Source organism: Algoriphagus alkaliphilus, from assembly GCF_900103735.1.
Taxonomy (GTDB): domain Bacteria; phylum Bacteroidota; class Bacteroidia; order Cytophagales; family Cyclobacteriaceae; genus Algoriphagus; species Algoriphagus alkaliphilus.
Window position 1 is genome coordinate 35,785 of sequence record NZ_FMXE01000019.1, and the last position, 19,703, is coordinate 55,487.

The 19,703-nt window shown below is 42.7% G+C and carries 15 protein-coding genes; 9 read left to right on the forward strand and 6 right to left on the reverse strand.

Going from position 1 to position 19,703, the window contains the following annotated elements; translation table 11 throughout:
- Window positions 1–199: 199 nt before the first annotated feature.
- Window positions 200–1,420 carry an ATP-binding protein gene (locus tag BLQ81_RS13450; protein ID WP_092730855.1) on the forward strand — a complete coding sequence of 407 codons (1,221 nt, stop codon included), beginning with the start codon at window positions 200–202 and terminating at the stop codon, window positions 1,418–1,420.
- Between the two features lie 27 nt (window positions 1,421–1,447).
- Window positions 1,448–2,590 carry an App1 family protein gene (locus BLQ81_RS13455; protein ID WP_092730857.1) on the forward strand — a complete coding sequence of 381 codons (1,143 nt, stop codon included), beginning with the start codon at window positions 1,448–1,450 and terminating at the stop codon, window positions 2,588–2,590.
- Between the two features lie 89 nt (window positions 2,591–2,679).
- Here BLQ81_RS13455 and BLQ81_RS13460 read toward each other — a convergent pair whose 3' ends face one another.
- A complete protein-coding gene (locus BLQ81_RS13460) occupies window positions 2,680–3,219 on the reverse strand; it encodes a hypothetical protein (protein WP_092730859.1) in 540 nt (179 codons plus the stop codon).
- Between the two features lie 519 nt (window positions 3,220–3,738).
- On the opposite strand from BLQ81_RS13460, the gene gltX reads away from it, so the two are divergent.
- The 7 genes from gltX to BLQ81_RS13495 all read left to right on the forward strand — a co-directional run bounded on the left by gltX (window position 3,739) and on the right by BLQ81_RS13495 (window position 13,227).
- Entirely contained in the window at window positions 3,739–5,277 is a 1,539-nt protein-coding gene (gene gltX, locus BLQ81_RS13465; RefSeq protein WP_092730861.1) for a glutamate--tRNA ligase, read from the forward strand.
- A gap of 1 nt (window position 5,278) precedes the next feature.
- On the forward strand, window positions 5,279–5,467 hold the full coding sequence (locus BLQ81_RS13470) for a hypothetical protein (RefSeq protein ID WP_092730863.1): 189 nt from the start codon (window positions 5,279–5,281) through the stop codon (window positions 5,465–5,467).
- A gap of 87 nt (window positions 5,468–5,554) precedes the next feature.
- Window positions 5,555–8,194 (forward strand): carboxypeptidase-like regulatory domain-containing protein, encoded by a 2,640-nt coding sequence (locus BLQ81_RS13475; RefSeq protein WP_092730865.1) that lies wholly within the window; start codon window positions 5,555–5,557, stop codon window positions 8,192–8,194.
- Window positions 8,195–8,239: 45 nt separating this feature from the next.
- Complete coding sequence (locus BLQ81_RS13480; protein WP_092730867.1) at window positions 8,240–10,990, forward strand: carboxypeptidase-like regulatory domain-containing protein; 2,751 nt, start codon at window positions 8,240–8,242, stop codon at window positions 10,988–10,990.
- Window positions 10,991–11,022: 32 nt separating this feature from the next.
- Complete coding sequence (locus BLQ81_RS13485) at window positions 11,023–11,673, forward strand: porin family protein (protein WP_092730869.1); 651 nt, start codon at window positions 11,023–11,025, stop codon at window positions 11,671–11,673.
- Between the two features lie 73 nt (window positions 11,674–11,746).
- The gene (gene aroQ, locus BLQ81_RS13490) at window positions 11,747–12,175 is read left to right on the forward strand and encodes a type II 3-dehydroquinate dehydratase (protein ID WP_092730871.1); all 429 of its coding nucleotides are present in this window, start codon (window positions 11,747–11,749) and stop codon (window positions 12,173–12,175) included.
- Window positions 12,172–13,227 carry an aminotransferase class V-fold PLP-dependent enzyme gene (locus BLQ81_RS13495; RefSeq protein ID WP_092730873.1) on the forward strand — a complete coding sequence of 352 codons (1,056 nt, stop codon included), beginning with the start codon at window positions 12,172–12,174 and terminating at the stop codon, window positions 13,225–13,227. The genes aroQ and BLQ81_RS13495 overlap by 4 nt, the downstream gene beginning before the upstream one ends.
- Window positions 13,228–13,312: 85 nt before the next feature.
- Here the strand turns inward: BLQ81_RS13495 and BLQ81_RS13500 are convergent, their stop codons facing one another.
- From BLQ81_RS13500 to BLQ81_RS13520, 5 genes are all read right to left on the reverse strand, one after another.
- Window positions 13,313–14,680, reverse strand: coding sequence for a peptidylprolyl isomerase (locus tag BLQ81_RS13500; RefSeq protein WP_092730957.1), 1,368 nt, complete (start codon window positions 14,678–14,680; stop codon window positions 13,313–13,315).
- Window positions 14,681–14,724: 44 nt separating this feature from the next.
- A complete protein-coding gene (locus tag BLQ81_RS13505; RefSeq protein WP_092730875.1) occupies window positions 14,725–16,719 on the reverse strand; it encodes a peptidylprolyl isomerase in 1,995 nt (664 codons plus the stop codon).
- Window positions 16,720–16,817: 98 nt separating this feature from the next.
- Window positions 16,818–17,231 (reverse strand): ATP-binding protein, encoded by a 414-nt coding sequence (locus BLQ81_RS13510; RefSeq protein WP_092730877.1) that lies wholly within the window; start codon window positions 17,229–17,231, stop codon window positions 16,818–16,820.
- 2 nt (window positions 17,232–17,233) lie between these two features.
- Window positions 17,234–17,566: an STAS domain-containing protein gene (locus tag BLQ81_RS13515; RefSeq protein ID WP_092730879.1), complete on the reverse strand. Its 333-nt coding sequence runs from the start codon at window positions 17,564–17,566 to the stop codon at window positions 17,234–17,236.
- Window positions 17,567–17,595: 29 nt separating this feature from the next.
- The gene (locus BLQ81_RS13520) at window positions 17,596–19,668 is read right to left on the reverse strand and encodes a GAF domain-containing SpoIIE family protein phosphatase (protein WP_092730881.1); all 2,073 of its coding nucleotides are present in this window, start codon (window positions 19,666–19,668) and stop codon (window positions 17,596–17,598) included.
- Between the last annotated feature and the right edge of the window lie 35 nt (window positions 19,669–19,703).

The following is a 19,703-nucleotide window of genomic DNA, read 5'->3' on the forward strand; positions in this document are numbered from 1 at the left end:
AGATTTGTAATCCTAAACTTTTCGGTTTTTTGACAAGTCAGGATTGCAAATCGGGTTATAGTGCCTCAGAATTGCAAATTCAGAGGAGCAGTTTTTAGAAAAGTTGTAATTATGATTACAACCTTTGTATTTTTACACAATTTTTATAATTATGATTACAGCTTTCTTGTTTTTGTAAATCTCAATTTTAGATTAACTCATGAATCTGCCCAAAGAAATATTTGAGCGTCCCATTTATTTAGATCGGATTTGGCCTTTCGTCGGTAAGGGTCTGATCAAAGTATTTACCGGACAGCGAAGGGTCGGTAAGAGCTATATTTTATTTCAACTGATTCGTAAAATCCAGACTGATTTTCCTGATGCCTCAATCATTTACATCAATAAGGAAGATTTGGAATTTTCTTTTCTGAATTCCGCAGAAGAATTGCATCGGTTTATCAAGGACAAAAAGGAGGCAGGCAAAGTGAACTATGTCTTCATTGATGAAATACAGGATATTGAAGGGTTTCAGGATGCATTGCGCTCATTACTTTTGGACGAAGAACTTGATCTTTATTGTACAGGCAGTAATGCCAATTTGCTATCAGGGGATATTGCAGGACTTCTGAGTGGTAGATTTATTGAGATTAAGGTTTACAGTCTTTCCTATATGGAGTTTCTTCATTTTCATCAACTGGAAGAAAGTGATGTTTCCTTGCAAAAGTTTCTCAAGTTTGGTGGTTTGCCTTACCTCCGACATTTAGAGTTGGTTGATTCTGTAGTTTTTGAATATTTAAAAAATATCTACAATACCATTCTGTATCGGGATGTGGTCAACCGAAATTCTATTCGAAACACTGTTTTTCTAGAGAGGCTTGTGTTGTATTTGGCCAACAATACCGGAAGTTTGTTTTCTGCCAATAAAATTGCTGCCTTTCTCAAATCTCAGCAGGTAAAGATTGCTCCTAATCAGGTTCAAGCTTTTCTGTCTTACTTAACAAATGCTTTTTTGATTCATAAAGTATCCCGATTCGATCTGGTTGGTAGAAGACTTTTTGAAATAGGTGATAAATACTATTTCGAAAATCTTGGGATCAGACATGGTATTTGGGGATTTCGACCCGAGGATCTAGGTAAAATCTTAGAGAATGCGGTCTATAATCAGCTTTTGATCTCGGGGTATGATGTCAAAGTCGGCGTGATAGGGGATAGGGAGGTGGACTTTGTCTGTCACAAGGACGGGGAAACCTTATATGTACAAGTAGCATTGTCGATCAAAGAACCCGCCACGATTCAACGAGAGTTTGGAAATCTCCAGCTTATTGCTGACAACTATCCCAAAGTGGTTATCACACTGGATGAGTTTGATGGGAATTCCTTTGAAGGGGTCATGCACCTTTCATTAAAGGAGTTTTTGACCAAAAAAATGAATATTTTTTGATCAAGGTAGATTAACCTATTTTGCGCGATGTCATCTCCACCTCCTTCCCGATTTCGTGTCCTCCCCGTAATTTATTATGCAAAGCGCAAGTTTTCAAGGGGTAAGCTTTGGATTTGGGTGAAAGTCGGGTTTGTGAAGAAGGTGCTGATCCAGCCTTATGCTGGCTATGGAAACGGAAAGGAACTCTATCTGGCAGGCAGAGTTTTGGCAGACCGGGACATTCAAGCTTCTGCACCTGAAGATCGGTTTTGGAGGAATTTCCGAAAAATGAGAAAACGTTTTCTCACCATTGTTTTTCCGGGAGTGGATTTGGAAGCTGAATTTCAGGGGAAAACGATCAAAGTAACTACGGACGAAGAGGGATATTTTGAGATTCAACTTCTATTGAATGGTGTCGAAGTCCTTGAAGGTTGGCACCCAGTGAGACTGAGACTCCTTCATGATCTTCTGGGTAAGGCGACGGAAGTGGTTGCGCAAGGCGAGGTATATTTCCCCACACCGGATCCGGATTACGGAATTATTTCGGATATCGACGATACGATCTTGACTACGGGGGCGATGAGAATGTGGGAGATGCTAAAGGTGACATTTACCCAAAATGCACATACCCGGATTCCTTTCGCGGGAGTTTCGGAGTTTTATGAAACATTGCGCAAGGGCAGGGATAAAATTCTGAGCAACCCGATTTTCTACGTTTCGAGCAGTCCTTGGAACATTTACGACTTTTTGATGGAGTTTTTAGATGCACACAAAATCCCCAAGGGACCTCTTATGCTTCGGGATATTGGTCTGTCACGAGAGCAGCTGATCGCAGGGAGTCACCATGATCATAAACTAAAGCAGATTCACCATATCCTTGAGGTGTTTGGAGGTTTGGATTTCATCCTGATCGGAGACAGCGGTCAGAAAGACCCGCAGATTTACCTAGAGGTCGTCGTGAATTATAAAAAAAGGATACTTGCAGTCTACATTCGGGATGTTTCCGGAGCAGATCTGAGTGACTTATCTTCAGCCTATCAAAGTCACGGAGTTGAATTGATCTTGGTCAAAGACACAACAGAAGCTGCTGCCCATGCTTTGGCTAAGGGATGGATTCTGCCAAGTGACACTGAAAAAATCAAAGTTCAGAAGGTGGAGGATGAAAAGGGAAGGGACTCACAAGTAAGTTAATTTTTAAACGAATAGATACGCATCTTTAGACAATTTTGATCAAAAAAAGCCCAGACCTTTCGATTTGGGCAATTTAGATTTCACTGCAATTAGGACAAAGCTATTAGTGACTCGTAAACCAATCCCCAAGAGTCTGATCGCTTTACAAATACCTTTAGCTTTAATTCGTTGTTTATCTCAAAGGTTTCTTGTTCCAAAATGATTCCATACAGTTGATGGTCTATTCCTTTCAGTAGAATTGGACAGGAGTAGGAATAGATTGTCTTTTTAGGCACAAGGTCTTTAGTTTTATTTAATTTACTCTCGCAGTTTAGAGAATCTAAATGGATGGAATGAGGGCCGCTGAAATTTAAAACTTGTTCAATTTTACCTCTATCATTCTCCTCCAAAGGGCTGTCCAAATCAAAACTATCCATTCTTTTTCCTGAATCTATATTTTTAGTGGGTAATTTTGCATAAGAATCACTGCCATAATCTTTCCAAAAAAGAAATCGCTCATCTACCAACACATATTCATTTGTCTCACAGGCTAGAAAATTGATTAAGTCGTATTCATTTGTGCCTCGAGTATTTGTCTCTGAAACTTCTATCAGAATAAGGCTAACAAAGAAAATTTTTAACAGAATCATTGGCAAGATATTTTTTGATAATACAGGGATTGAAGCAATCTGTATTTAATTAGTATGTATATCCGCTTTTCTACCAGTAACCCTATTAAATATCGTTTGAAGTTCCTTAGAACATGCTGTGGACCGTCGACCGTTGTCTGTGGACGATTAGCCGCAACTTCTAAAGCATATTTCTTAATTTCTGGCAGGATTGCGGATAATCAGATTAATTAGTATGATTTTACGCTATTCTGCCAGTAAGCAAATTTAATAACCCATTTGGGCCGGATGTCGGGTGTCCGATGTCCGATGAAGCCTAACTTTTGGTGTTTTTAGGGAATTTTAAGTCTATTCAAAAGCTACTGGCAAAGTTCCGTACATACATATTTCAAATAGCTCCTTTAGGTGATGGATTTGCTTTCCCATCTTTTATACTTCCATTTTTTGATCTCCCTTTCCCCCACATTTCCCTATCTTTGCCCCCTGATTTTGACAAACCAAAGCCCAGAATTCAGGGTTTTTAGCTGAGAAGAATACATCATGAACAGAGAAGTTCGCGTACGATTTGCTCCATCTCCTACCGGAGCACTGCATATCGGTGGCATCCGCACCGCCCTTTACAATTACCTTTTTGCCAAAAAAATGGGAGGGAAATTCCTCCTCCGCATCGAAGATACCGATCAGACGCGCTTTGTACCCGGAGCGGAAGATTACATCAAAGAATCGCTGGAGTGGCTCGGGATTTCCCCTGTTGAGAGTCCCTGGAATCCGGGTGACTGTGGCCCTTATCGTCAGTCAGAGCGCAAGCCGATGTATATGCAATATGCGCTTGATTTGGTGGAGAAGGGTCATGCTTATTACGCTTTCGATACCACCGAAGAACTCGAAGCCATGCGTGAGCGCTTGACTGCTGCTCGAGTGGTTCAGCCTCAATACAACAGCATCACCCGAACTCAAATGAAAAACTCCCTCACGCTTCCGCCCGAGGAGGTGAAGGCCCGCTTGGAGTCCGGTGATCCCTATGTGATCCGAGTGAAGATTCCCCGCAATGAGGAAGTAAGGCTCAATGACATGATCCGGGGTTGGGTGTTGGTTCACTCGAGCACCTTGGATGACAAAGTCCTGATGAAGTCTGACGGCATGCCGACGTATCACTTGGCAAACATCGTGGACGACCACTTGATGAATATTACTCATGTCATTCGTGGCGAGGAGTGGCTTCCATCTGCTCCGCTTCATGTACTCTTGTATAAGTTTTTCGGTTGGGAAGCTACCATGCCGCAGTTTGCGCACTTGCCGCTTTTGCTGAAGCCGGACGGAAATGGCAAACTGTCCAAGCGGGATGGGGACAAGTTAGGCTTTCCGGTTTTTCCATTGAACTGGACAGATCCTTTTACCGAAGAAAAGTCCTCAGGTTTCCGTGAGCAGGGCTATTTACCTGATGCTTTCCTTAATTTCCTGGCGTTCCTGGGTTGGAATCCCGGTGATGCGCGGGAGCTTTTCACGCTGGAGGAATTGGTGGAAGCATTCTCCGTAGAGCGAATCGGGAAAGCAGGAACCAAGTTCGACATCGCCAAAGCCAAGTGGTTCAATGAGCAGTATCTGAAAATCAAACCTACCTCTGAATTAGCTGCATTCTTGATAGCTGACGCGAAAAAGGATGGGGTAGATGTTCCTTCGGACAGAATCGATTCCATTGTCAACCTTGTGAAAGATCGGGTGACTTTCCCTGCTGAATTGTGGAAAGAGAGTAGATTTATCGTTGTAGCCCCAGACAGTTTTGATGAAGAGATCGCTTCAAAAAAGTGGAATGGGGATGCCGTAAAAGTCCTTAGTGCATACGCCGTTGCATTGGATAGCTATAGTGTTGAATTTGATGCAGTTTCAGCCAAATCGTTGTTGGAAAGCACCGCCGAGACAGAAGGAATCAAGCTCGGCAAAGTGATGCAAGCAGTCCGACTGGCGGTGACCGGTTCCGGTGCCGGACCTGATTTGATGGTAGTTTTTGCTATTTTAGGTCCAATTGAAGTGGCCAAAAGAATCCGATTTGCGTTAAGCACCTTGACAGTCGTAGCATAAGATGGCAAAGAAAAAGAAAAAAGAAGAGGAACCACGGGTTCATGACGAACTGAAAGGTTTCAAAATGGAGATCAATTCCTTTGGAGAGATAAGTTCCAGTTTCCCGATTGACAAGATCAATGAGTTCCTCAACAAGAATGTGGAGGATAAAAAATTAAAAGACCGGGATGATCTAAAGTCTGATCAATAATCTTCCGAATGTAAAAAAATAAAACTAAGAGCTCCAGATTGGAGCTTTTTTTATATACTTGAAGAGGTATTCTATAACCTAAAAAAAATGAGATCAAGACTTACTTTTTCACTCCTTTTCTTTTTTCATACAATAATTCTATTTGGACAAACTTCCCGAATGGCTGGTAAAGTCACAGACCAAATCACCGGGCAACCGCTGGAGGATGTGCATATTTTCATTCCAAATACCACATTTCAGGCGTTTTCGGATTCGCTTGGCAACTTTTTGATTTCAAGTATTCCTGAAGGAAAATGGGAGGTTCAAGTCTGGGGGCATGGTTGGAATTCTTATCGCGAGACTATTTTGCTGAAAGCAGGAATTCAAAAGAATGTCCAAGTCAAGCTGACTAAAACTACTGAACTGGATCCAAGTGGAGAAAATCTCTCCAAAGGACAACAGACCAAAGTTATGGATCAAGTCATGGAAGCCTTTGTCGGATCTGATATTAAAAAGCGGGAAATCGCTCTGCTTAATCCGGACAAACTACTTTTCGAAAGGTTAGAAGACAAAAACCTTCGAGTTCACTCCATCGGTCCGATTTTCTTCTCCAATAATGAAACGGGCTATTTGGTTTCAACTTATTTCAAGCCATTCATTTTAGGATCATCGGATAAAATTCAAGCAACCTACAGCTATTTTGAATTGCCAAGTGAAGGTGGACAAATGACACTTTGGCGTCAGAAACGCATGAAAATCTTTGCTCAATCCCCGCAAAAGTATATCTCTGAACTGATGACAGGTGCAGTGGAGAATTTTGACACAGACCCTAATCCTGAAGTGTCTTTTGCAAATAATTCGGGAGATTATCTTTTGAGCTTTACGAAGCCCTTGTCCGTAAACATACCTGATGGGAAGAATGGAAATTTGGATTATTTAGGAGAAAAGCTCGAAGTCAAATTCAATGGGGCACCAGTGAGTTCTGTAGATCTGGTGTTGGGTGGGGCATTTTTGGATATGAATCCAATCTTTGGATTGCCTTCAAATTTCAATGCAGAAAAACTGATTAAACTGGCCAATCTGGAAAAGACTGCCGATGCGATGCAGGAGCGAATTTTCGTTCATACGGATCGGAAGCATTATTGGCCAGGGGAAAATCTTTATTTCAAAGCCTACCTTAACTATGGAAATCCGCTGATGGCGGAGGAACTGAGTAAGGTGCTGCATGTGGAGCTCTTGGACAGTACAGGCTACCTATGGATGCATCGAGTTTTTAAAATTAACGGAGGAGTTTCTTCTGGGTATTTGGAGCTCCCGAATAGTCAAGATGTAGGGAATTTCATCCTTCGGGCTTACACAGCATGGGGGCAGAATTATTCGGAAAGTGATTTTTTTCAACCCATTCAGATTCTAGGCCATCAGTTTCAGCCTGAAGCTTCCGAAATTCAGCAGAAAGCTGTTGGGGTCGGTGTGTTTTCAGATAAGCAAGTTTACGAGGGAGGAGAAACTGTGAAGCTTAATATCATGGCAACCAATGCTTCTGGTAATCCTGTGAATGCCAATCTATCTGTATCTGTTTTGGATTTGAATCAAGCGGTACCGATCCAGGAGAAGACAAAAATGGAGGAGAGTTTTCAGCCTAAGGTGGCAAAAAGGGCAATTGAAGAATTCCCCAAACATCCTGAAAATGGTTTTTCCCTTCAGGGGCAATTGTTGGACAGGGGAGGGCAGGCTGTATCTGGAAGTCTTAAAGCTTTCATCAACGGATATACCGATGTCCGAACACTGGGGACGGACAAATCCGGGAGCTTTGAACTTCCATCTTCAAATTTTGATGGCACCTTTGAAATCGCCCTTCAGGCAATAGATCGAGAGGCACTGCCTGTCCGAAATGTCAGTTTGGCAATCAAGGATTATCCGGCTGTATCCATTCCTAAATCTTTTGATTTTCCGGCAATTGTTCCCAGAGGGATTAAACCTTCTCCGGATATTCAGTCACAACTAGATCTTGAGGTGGGAGAAATCCTGATGGAAGAAGCAGTAATTGAGGATAGACGAGAGCTTTCCATGGGGCCGATGATTTACGGTAATCCGGATAACGTAGTGAAAACAGATGATATTTTTCTAAATGGGACAACTGTTCAATTCCTATATGCCTTGGCAGGTCAAATACCCGGGATGACAGTCTTTGGAACTCCTCCTGCTATTCGATTTAGAGGTGGTGAATCTTTGGTCTTGGTAAATGGTGCACCGATGAATTCTGCCGGATTATCAGGTCTAGGAGGTGGGGGAAGTGGGGGACAGACTGCATTTGATGTGATCAGTAATCTGAACGTGTTCTCGATTGAGCGTGTGGAGGTCATTCGAAGACTGGTGCCTCAATATGGCGATTTAGGAAGAAACGGAATTATTTCTATTATTTTAAAATCCGGTTTGGATCGAAGTAAAGCAATTGAAGCTAATATGAATAATTACACAATTTTTAAAATGAAAGGTTATCCCGAAAATCAATCCTTTGAAGAGCTTGAAAAATCCCGAGCTGAATTTCCCTTTTTAACCGAACTCAAGCCTACACTCTACTGGAATCCATTCCTTGTTGCAGTGGGATCTCGAATGTCTCAACAGATTGAATTTCAATTAAATGAGAAGCCTGGGCCAATTTGGGTTGAAATTAGAGGAATAACTGATCTCGGGGAGCCGATATATGGTTCATTTTTGCTCAATGATACAACTCAAGGCGGAAACTGATTCAAAAATCGATTATTTGCATACGCTAAACCAACTCATGCATTTATGAATAAAAGTGCCTTTCTTTCGCTCCTTGCCTTTTTAGGGTTATTTAATTTTGTTTTTGCTCAAAGTGGAACCATCACTGGTTCAGTTAAAGATGCCGAAACTGGTGAAACCTTGCCTTTTTGCAATGTTTTTATCAATAATACCACCATCTCAACCGTCACCGATATGGATGGGAAATTCACCCTTTCCAACCTGGAGGCCGGGCCTTTGGAAGTGGGTTTTTCCTTTATGGGATATGTCGCAGAGACACGAAAAGTCACCCTGAACCCAGGCGGAAACCTGACGGTGAATCTGTCGATGAAGCCATTTGCGACCGAGCTGAGTGATGTGGAAATCAAGGCGTCCCGTGACAAAAACTGGGAACGGGACTTGCGTAAATTTCAAAACCTCTTTATTGGTATTGATGATGCCGCAAGCCAAACAAAGATCCTGAATCCATGGGTGATTGATTTTCCTGTTGGAGCGGATAAAGGTGCCTTTGTGGCGAAAGCTGACCTTCCGATTGAAATCGAAAATCAATATTTAGGATACAAAATCACCTTTAACCTGAATGAATTTTTTGACTCACCGACTAATTATCGAATTGTGGGTGCGGCGAGATTTGAGGAAATGAGCCCGGAGTCAGAAATACAGAAATCAACCTGGATAAAGAATCGTGCAGAAATCTACCGCAAATCTCCCATGAATATGTTCCGGTCGATACTCAATGGGACGCAGGAGCGTGAAGGATTTTTCCTCTATGGAGACAAGGCAGGAGGATCAGCCAGCAGAAATATGCGAAGCGATATTTTCGCCAATGAGTTGGGCAATTCGGTGGTGGTATATAAAGCTGATCCATTGGTTACACCAACAAGTCCACCGGGTGAGTATTTTATCAATTTGAAGGGCAGGATTGAGATTCACTATCAGAAGGGCTTTGCTCAGGCAAACACCTACAAAGACGCGCCCTATCCGATTTCATGGCTTGAAGTAAATGGCGGAAAAGTCAAGGTAAAGGAAAATGGCATGGTAATAAATCCTCAGGATTTGGTTTTCTCAGGGGATATGGACCGCAAGCGAATTTCCAATTTGCTTCCTTTGGATTACAATGCCGAAAAGGCGATTCAGCTTCAGGATTTGGCCAAAACAGCTAAAAACTATCAGGAGAAAGTCTATCTCCATACCGACAAGCCGTACTATTATGCCGGGGATCAGGTTTTTTTCAAGGGGTATTTTGCCTACGGCAATTCCTACTTGCGTGATGAACTCAGCAAAGTACTCCATGTAGAATTGGTCAGTGGGGAGCGGGATATGGTCATTGAGAAAAAATTCCAGATCAGAGACGGAATTGTAGTCGGGGATTTCTACCTGCCAGATTCGTTATCGGGTGAAAAATATTTTCTCCGTGCCTATACCAATTGGATGCGAAATTATGGCCCCAATCAGTATTTTCTCCAGCCTTTGAGCATTCTCGATCCTTACAAGCGAATCGCCCCCGAGGAAACCTTTACCAATTGGAAAAATCAGGGGGCAGCAATTCAGGCCGATAAAGCGCAATTCGGTACCAGAGAGAAAGTCACTGTAACCATTAATGTAGCCAATGATAAAGGTCAGTCGATTCCCGCCACACTTTCTGTGGGAGTTTGGGATGCCCGTCAGCTCGTTCCTGTCAAAAGAACTTTAGAAATGGCAAATGCTCTAAATCTCCATGGAGTGTCCGAGAATTTGGGTTTGGATCGGTTTTCCTACCCGATCGAAAGAAGTCTGAAACTTTCGGGTACTGTGACAGATGAGAAAGGCAAAGGCACTGCTGCACAGGTTACCGCTTTTGTGAATGATTTTCAGGGGATGGTCGATCTGGAGTCTGGGAGCAATGGGACTTTTGTATTGGATGATTTGGAATATTTTGGCCCGTTGAAGTTGGCTTTTTCTGCCATGGATAAAAAAGGCAAACCTCTGAAAATTGACCTGTCCACTCCTTTAAAGGCTCCGATAGCTCTCCCCGAGGAGGCTTATTTTCCAAAATTAATCACCCTTGCCAAACCTATTAGAATCTCTGAAGTGGAGGAAGAACTGCCTGCGGCAAAGCAAACGAACTCCAACTCAAAACCAGCCATTTATGGTAACCCTGATTTTGTCGTGAGAGGCGAGGACTTGACCAAAACTGGGAGTAATACTGATTTGGTGAATAGTCTAGCGGGGAATGTGCCAAGTATGCGGATAAATACCACGGGTGCGACAGGGCAGCAGTCCATCCGAATCCGTGGAGGGGCGGTCTCCGGCCAAGGGAGTATGGAGCCTCTGGTCATGGTCAATGGGGCTATTATGGGGGCATCCGGGGCATCCAATGCCGCTGATAATTTAAGAAGTATCAATCCTTTTGATATCGATCGGGTAGAAGTGGTGACACGGATGGCTCCGATGCTCGGCGATCAGGGAAGAAACGGAATTATTGCTGTTTACCTCAAAGACAATCTGGATATGAGCTTGGATGGTTTGGCCGGATCAGGCATCAAGGAATTTTTGGTGGAGGGTTTCCAGCCTACAGGGACATTTATTCCTGTGGATTATGCCCAGATTACCGAACCTGTTGAAAAAGACGACCGTCAGACTCTTTATTGGAATCCCTATTTGATAGCGGATGAGAAAGGAACCGTGACATTTTCTTTTTACACCAATGATTCGGATGGCCCTGTAGTTGTAGAAGTTCGGGGTCTTGGAATTGATGGAGAAGTTATTGTGGGGACGTTTATCCTGAATCAGAAATAAAGTAAGTCCTTCGAATTCTCTTAATTTTGAGCATGCATAAAATCCTGATTTGCCTTTCCTTATTTATCCTCCCTCTTGGAGCAATGGCTCAGCTCAGTGTGGGGATCAGAGGAGGATATGCGACTTCTACTTATAGTTACCAAGCTTCTGCTGCTACAAGAAGTCGATCAGTAGATGGGATAGGTTCTCCGACTTTTTCTTTTGTTGTGGAATATTTCAATTCCAAAAATGCCGGAATAGAACTTAACCTTCAGCAGCTGACCCTGGGCTTTCGCCAATTTAATGGAGATGAAAAGCTGAATCAGACGGAGTTGACTTACCTCAAAGTTCCGCTACTGGCAAGTTTTTTTGCCGGCCGATCCGGGCGATTTCAGATCAAAGTTGGCCCGCATCTAGGCTATTTACTCCAAGCAAAAGACATCACCCGTGAATTTGAAGGGGAAACTCCGCGAGAGTTGCCAACCTATGGAGGTGCGGGAGATGTGCCGAACAAATTGATGTACGGACTTACAGCAGGGGCAGGTATTTCAAAACTGTTTGGGAAAAGTACCCTCTCTGCTGAAGTCAGGTTTGGATATGATTTCACAAACCCGGAATCGCAGGGCAGAATTTTTGATATGAGTTCAACTAATCTGGAATTTACCTTAGCGTATCTTTTTAGAATAAAAGAAAGGAAGTTTTAAACTTCAGACTACTAGACCTTGTATGCTTACAGGGACTACTTAACTTTGACTCAAAGCCTTAACCTATCCTAAATTGAAAATCCAAATCATCAACGGACCCAACCTAAATCTGTTGGGGAAACGTGAACCCGAAATCTACGGAAGTCAAAGCTTTGAGGCTTATTTTGAGCAGCTTCAAAAGCGCTTCCCTCAAGTGGAACTCCATTATTTCCAAAGTAATGTGGAGGGAGAATTGATCAATAAAATCCACGAAGTGGGTTTTGGTTTCGATGCCATCCTCCTTAATGCCGGAGGATATACCCATACTTCGGTGGCGATTTCGGATGCTATTTCAGGCGTTACCACACCGACGCTCGAAGTCCATATTTCCAACATTTACAAGCGGGAAGAATTCCGTCATAAAAGTATTATTTCCAAGTCTTGTGTAGGTATGATCTCAGGCTTAGGGCTGAAAGGCTACGAACTCGGGGTCACCTATTTTCTCAATTCTCCAGACCTATGATTACTTTTGCTCCAGGGCCGTCCAAAGTTTACGACGCGCTCCCTCACTACATGCAGGATGCCTACAATCAGGGGATCCTCAGTGCCAATCACCGCAGTGGGGCATTCATGCAACTCTACCAGGAGACCGAGCAGCTCATGCGCGAAAAACTCCACATGCCGGATGACTATAAGTTGTTGTTCACCTCTTCCGCAACTGAGAATTGGGAGATTATTTCCCAATCTATCGTGGAAAGGGCCAGTTTTCATATCTATTCCGGTTCATTTGGCAAAAAATGGTTTGAATATGCCAAGCATATCGTTCCTGCTTCTTTTGGTTTGAAACTTGAGGCCAATCAGGCAGTGGATATTGCCGGATTAGAAATCAGCGGGGAATTTGATGTGATTGCGATAACCCAAAATGAAACCGCAAACGCCTCTCAGGTCCCTATGTCGGTCATCGAAGCGATTGGAGGGAAATTTCCGGAGAAAATGATTGCCGTTGACACTACATCCAGCATGGGTGGCATTGAGATGGACTTTAGCTTGGCGGATATTTGGTATGCATCGGTTCAAAAGTGCTTTGGTCTCCCGGCGGGACTTGGAGTGTTGATTGTTTCTCCTAAAGCCATTGAAAAGGCCTTGCAGAAAGGTGAAAAGGGGCGATACAACAGCCTTAACTTTATGTTGGAAAATGCAGCCGGATTCCAAACCCACTACACCCCGAATGTTTTTGGGATTTATTTGCTCAACAGGGTTTTGAAGGATCTACCTGAAATCCAGCATGTGGATGCCCGATTGAGAGCACGGATGAAAAATCTGGAAAACACCATCGCGCAGTCAGAAAAATTCAGAATGTTGGTAGATGATGAGCTGACTCGGAGTAGCACCGTAATGGGAGTAGCAGGATCGGAGGAGTTGATTTCTGCTGTGAAAAAGGCTGCCGAAAAAGAAGGCATGCAATTGGGGAGTGGCTATGGGCCTTTAAAGTCTACGAGCTTTCGAATTGCCAATTTCCCGGCAATAACAGACGCTGAATTTAATCGACTGATCATCTTTTTGAAAAATTATTAAGATTTCCCCGAAGGTGATGGGCTAGAAACGACTGACCCCAAAAAGTTAAAACCTTTTGGGGTCAGATTAAATTTTTATTGGAATTCTAATTTCCTTTCAGCGCGTTGCATCGGTCGTACGCAGGATCAATGTCTATAAATACATCTTCCTTGGCAGTAATGAACCACTTATCGAGAATTTCGTCTTCTTTTCGACGTAGCGTGGCAGCCTTCATTTTTTCATAATCAGCTTCCAAACTGGCCCGGTGTGCAGGGTATTTGGCCTGATAGTACAGAATTCTCACTTTAACTCCCTCTCTTGGGTCTTCAAATCGAATCGGTCTGGTAATACTTCCCACTTTCATGGTATCAATGGTGAAATAGAGCACAGGATCCTCCAATGTTCTGAGGGAAAGGCGATTTGAATTTGTAGATGGATCAGTGAAAAATCCTCCATTATCAGAGGTGCCTCTGTCGTTGGAATACTCCTTTGCTGCTTTTGCGAATTCGATTTTGCCTGCTTCAATTTCCCGCTTTAGGCTGTCAAGGTAACGTTCTGCTTTTAAGATATCCTCCTCGTCCGGAACAGGAATTTTTAAAATATGGCGCGTATTGTAACTCGTTCCTTTTATCTCAAGCAATTGGATCATATGAAAACCAAACTGGGTTTCTACCGGATCACTGATTTCTCCCAAGCGAAGTCCCAAGGCTGTAGATTCATATTCAGGTGCTAATTCGCCCTTGCGGAAAAATCCGAGATCCCCTCCTTGTGCACCGGAACCGGGATCTTCAGAATGTTTCTTTGCCAGATCAGCAAAATCTGCTTTTCCATCCAGAATATCCTGTTTGAATTGGGTAAGCTGCGCGATCAGCTGTTCCCTTACTCTCGGACTTACTTCCGGTTTTCTTACTATTTGTCCTACTGTGGCTTCGGAAGTAAACAGGGGGAGTGAATCTTTGGGTATGCTGTAAAAAAATGCTCTTACGTCAGCAGGAGATACCGTCAGCCCTTCTGTGATCTTCGATTTCATTTTGGTTACAATCATTTGCTCTCGGATGACATCTTCGATTTCTCCTTTGAGTTGTTCAGCAGTTTTTCCATAAACTTGGACCAACATGGCCTCATCTCCACCAAACTGCTGCATGACGGAATTGAATCGACTATTTACCTGAAGCAAAACCTCAGGTTCCGTAACCAGTACGGAGTCGATTTCAGCTTTGGCCACCATAAGCTTATTGATCAGCAGGCTTTCAAAAACCTCACAGCGCGTTGGCGCAACTATTCCTTGTTGAGCTTGCGCAAGGGCTTCGATATAGGTCTGCTGGACTTCAGATTCAAGGACAATATTATTGTCAATTTTTGCGACAATCTTATTTATGATTTGGCCGGTCGGTGGAGCTTGCTGTGCAAGAAGAGTCTGACTAAGAGCCATCGCTCCAAAAACGCTAAGAATAAGTCGGATTAGAAATTTCATGATGTTTGGTGATCTTTGATTGCCAGAATTGGAAATCATTTAAATTAATGATTCAATGCCAGAAAAGCCTCTTCCTTGGCTTGAGCGTTTATCTGGATTGGGTACTTTCTTTTTAAGGTATCAGTGAGTGTCTTGTCTAGGTATTCTTGATAATCCCTGATTACCAGACCCCTTGATTCTTCGAATTTCCGTGGTTCGGCAGGGAATTTTTGACCTAGCGTAACCAAGTACGTTGCCCCATCCACTTCAATCTCCTGGAAGGTCTGATTTAGATTGACTTTGGAGAGGATCTCATGATCAGCGTATTCGAAAATACCGGATTCAGTCTGGTAAGCCAATGGGGTATTAGCTTTGAAGTTTGCTTCAAAATTTTGAATCAAGGTTTGGTTGAATCCGTTCCCTTGCAGTACCTGACGGGCATTTACAAGTTTGGTTTTATCCAAAACCTTCACTATATACGCCTCTATGCGATTTTTCCACTGATACCGAGAAATATTTTTTCTATAAAATTCCACCTGACCAATCGAATCAGTAATTCCTTTTTGCCAGACTTCCTGATTCATCAGAGAGAAAAGTAAAATTCCATCCCGGTATTCCTTGAGCAGCATTTGATACTCTTTGTTATTTGCCTCCAGGTCTTTTTCCTCTGTTTGAGCTAAGGTGCTTGCGACAAAGCGATCGTACCAAATATCAAAAGTTCCGCCTTTTACCTTTGGGCTCAGCTCCTCGGCTTTTATGTATGCTGCTAGTTCTGCTGCCTTGTAGGTTTTGCCCTGTAAGGTGAAAAGTGGAGTGTTTTCCAGGGACCGACTGATCAGGGCCGGTTCAAAACTTGATTTATTTGTTTGGTTAAGCGCCTGGGCCAGCAAAGCTAACGAGGCATCGTTCTCTACAAATCCATAGCGCGCCTTTTGGATTGCAACCACCTGAGATTGAATCATCCCGGAACGAGAATCCCTCAATATTTTTGAGCGGATTGATTCTTCCATTTCTTCAAAGGTGTCAATGGGCTTTTTTTCCTCAAGACGTAGAATGTGGTAACCATATTGGGTTTTCAAAGGAGGAGATATTTCACCAATCTCGGTAAGCGAAAAAGCCGCCATTTCGAATTCAGGGATCATGTTTCCAACGCCAAACCAAGGGAGCATACCCCCTCTTTGGTTTGTTGCGGGATCTTCGGAAAAGGTCTTCACTATATCCTCCCAAACCGTACTTTCTTTTTGGATTTCCGCATAGATATCCGATATCTTCCTTCGGGCGTTTTCTTCCTGAGTCTGATTTTCCGCGTCAAAGCGAACTAAGATGTGCGAAACTCTTACTTGTCCGGGATTTGGCTGACGGTCTTGTACCTGAATGACATGGTACCCAAAATTGGATAAAACGGGATCTGAGAGTTGGCCAACTTGAAGATTGAATGCGGCATCCTCAAAAGGCTGCACCATCTGAAGACTTGTGAAGTAACCCAAGTCCCCTTTGTTTATTTTGGAAGATGGATCATCAGAATATTGGACCGCCAATTCATTGATGTTTCCCCCATTTTCGATTTCAGCTTTGACTTTCAATGCCATTTTGAGAACAATCAGGCTGTCATCCGAACTCGCATTCGGAGGGAATTGAAAGAGTACGTGACTGGCTCTGACCACTTCCTGCATTCTGGAGTAAGCTTTTCGAAGCTCGCCTTCCTCGAGGGAGTTTTTGATCAGGTATGGGTAAATGAGCGTTTCTTTAAATGAATTGAATTCTCTTGAAAATTCTTCAGCTTGATCAAGACCTAAGGCTTCGGCCTCCCTAACTTTCAATTTATAATTGATAAAAAGGTCAAGATTTTCCTCGAATTCTTCACGGCTAACTCCCGATTTTGGAGTGTCTGTATTTCTCCCTTTGGATATGAGATAGACTAATTCGTCTATTTCTACAGGCTTCCCGTCAAGGGTAAGCAGCGCCTCCTTTGTGGTTTGGGCCAAAACAGACCAAGTACTGCCAAGCAAGCAAACAAATAAAAGAGAAAATGTAAATGCCGAAACGGTTCGGTGATTCATGGACTTGATGGCCGATTAAAGGTGCAATGTTACAAATTTATCAGTAATTCGGGTTCAATGACTTAATGACAGGGCATTTAACTGGCATTTAACCAAAATTAGGATTGAAACCACTTGATCAGCCGGCAAGTATTGGTGCCATTCTCAGATTCAAATTCTATTTCGTCCATAATCTTCTTTACCAAAATGATGCCTAAGCCACCTTTTCGCTTTTCGAGCATGACTTCTTTTAAGTCAGGACTTTTATAATTCAAAATATTAAATGCTTTGCCCTGATCGGAAATTTCAAAAATCAGTTTTTCAGCAGAATCAATTATTTCTAACTGAATGCTCTCCTGAGGATTGCAGCCGTGGGAATGGATAATCAGATTGGCACATACTTCTTCCACAGCCAAGGTAACTTGATGCTTCTCGTTATCATTAAAAGCTACTCCTACCAATGCCTGCTGGATAAAAGATCTTAATCCCGAAAGGGCCGAAGTTTGGCAAGCAATATTAAGACGGTATTTCATTTCTAATCGGCAAATGCAGCGGCTCTGTCTCTGTAAATGGGGATCAGTTGATCCAGTCCCAAAATTTTAAACACCTCAAAAACTCTTGGAACCAAATTACAGATTTTCATACTGATTCCATTCTCCTGAAAATCCTCCAAGTAGGACATGAATACTCCCAATCCGGCGGAGGAGATGTATTCCAGGTTTTTGCCGTCTATTAATATAGACTTTGAGCCGCCATCCACCAGTTCTTGGATTGCCTCATCAAGGATCACAGAGTTACTAGCATCAACTTCGCCGAAAAGGCTGAGGATTTCACTATGATTTTCTGTTGTTTTTTCAATACGAAGCATGTCTTAGGGGTTCTTTATACAAAGTATTCTTAATTTATGGGATCTTGGAATTTCACGACCATCATCGAATAATCATCGTCGATTAATCTATCCCCTCCCACAAAAACGTGAAGGGATTCGATAAGTTGGTTTTGAATTTCAAGAGGGGACTTTTTATGGTGTATTTCCACCAAACTACGGATACGTTCAAATCCAAACTGCTGCCCTTTTTGGTTTTTTGCTTCTACGATACCATCAGTAATTAATACCAGAATGTCACCTGACTCATAGTTGAAGGTTTTTTCGTGAACGTGATTTTCGTACTGCTTGTTTCTTAAAATTCCCAAACCCAATCCATCAAAGAGCATAAATTCAGATTTATCATCTTTAGCTTTATAAAAGAGGGTAGGAATGTGACCAGCGCGGGCATGGCAGATTTTTTTCTTCGCTATATCGATAAAGAAGATAGATGCGGTGATGAAATGATTTTTCCCCAGGCATTTGCTCAAAGCTGAATTTGCCTTTATCATAAATTGGGCAGGACTCAGATTAAGCTGAATAAGGCTATGAAATACGCCTTTCATCTGAGACATGTGGAATGCCGCGGAGGTTCCTTTTCCCGATACATCCCCGATGATGAGTACGTATCGGTTTTCATCCAGTTTAAAGGTGTCGTAATAGTCACCACCTACTTCGTCCGCAGCATTTGAAAAGGCACAAATTCCAAAAGAATCAGGATGATCCAATTTGGTGGGGAGTAATGCCTTTTGGACGCGTTGAGCAATTTTTAATTCCTCTTGGTATCGCTCGTTTTGAATCGCCTGATTTAGAAGCCGGTGATTTTCTACTGCGATACATGCCTGCCGAACAAAAGTGCTGATGATATTTACCATTTCCTTATTGAATCCGTCTCGTACTTCTTTGCAGAGTACCATTCGACCTATTGCCGTTTTATTGATCACGATTGGGACCAATAGTGTGGATTCGTAACGGGGATGGGTAAGTTTAACGGTAAGCGGCTGAAGCATCTCCGGCTTGTCGGAGGTAGCCCAGTCTGTTGCATTTTTTTGGTTTTTGATCAGTGCTGAAAGTTCGTGCCTGGTGAGTTCATCCAGAAATCTCAATTGATTCGTTCCGATAATTTGTTCTTCAGGGTTTATTTCTATCCACGCAGCATCAGCATAGGAAGCGCTCATGCAGCTGTCCAGTAGAATGTCCAGTACCTGCTCTTCATTTTCTCCGGGCTGAATAGATTGGCTGAGACGTTGGAAATTTATGGCTTCGGTCAGTTTTTGTTCAAAGACCGAAGAGGTGGGGAGATTGAACAAAGTGACTAAAAAACTAAAAAGGGCGTAGATGAAGATAAAGCCAAATAAGGCCATTAGAAATAAGTTGTCAGTCAGATTAACCTGATATGTCTCTGCCTCAGAATAGGCCATGAACCGTCTAAACAGGTAACCAATACAGACTAAGATAAAGAAAAGGAAAAGCAGGGACTTCCATTTTTCTTTGAAAGTGAGGTAGGGAATCCATTTCAAATTTCCGGATAGTACTGCCGAAATGATTAACAGGATGACCATTCCAAAAAAGAAGCTGTAATCGAAATTATTCTTGTTGAAAAAAACAAAAAACATGGCGACCAGCATAGCAAATTCGAAAGCCTGCCACTGCTTGACCACTTTCTTGCTCTTTTGATAAAGTATCAAATGCTTCCACAGCAAGGCTGATGAAATCAGAAAAATAGTCGTGAGGGCAAAATTAACGTGGTAGAAAAAATTCTTCAGAAAAAGCTCCGAGGCCAGCCTGCTGTCTCCCAAAGACAAATAGAAAAGTTCTATCAAAAGGGCTACACCACTTGCGAAGATCCCCGTCGATGCGGCCCTCCACAAAAGATTTAAGAAATCGCTTTGGATGTTTTTCTCTATTGAATAGCTGTAGAATCCATAAAGGGTAAAAAAGAAAACAATTTCCAAGATCCAAGTGATCTCGTCTGAAATCCCAGAATCGATCTCGTTGATCATGCCAAATAGCCTAAGCAAATCCACAAACAACAAGGCAAGCCACACCAGGATGGCGAGCAGCAGGCTAAGCTTACCTATATGGATTGAGGGTAGTTTGATCATTGGAACAATACCGCAATAATACTGAAACTGAATTA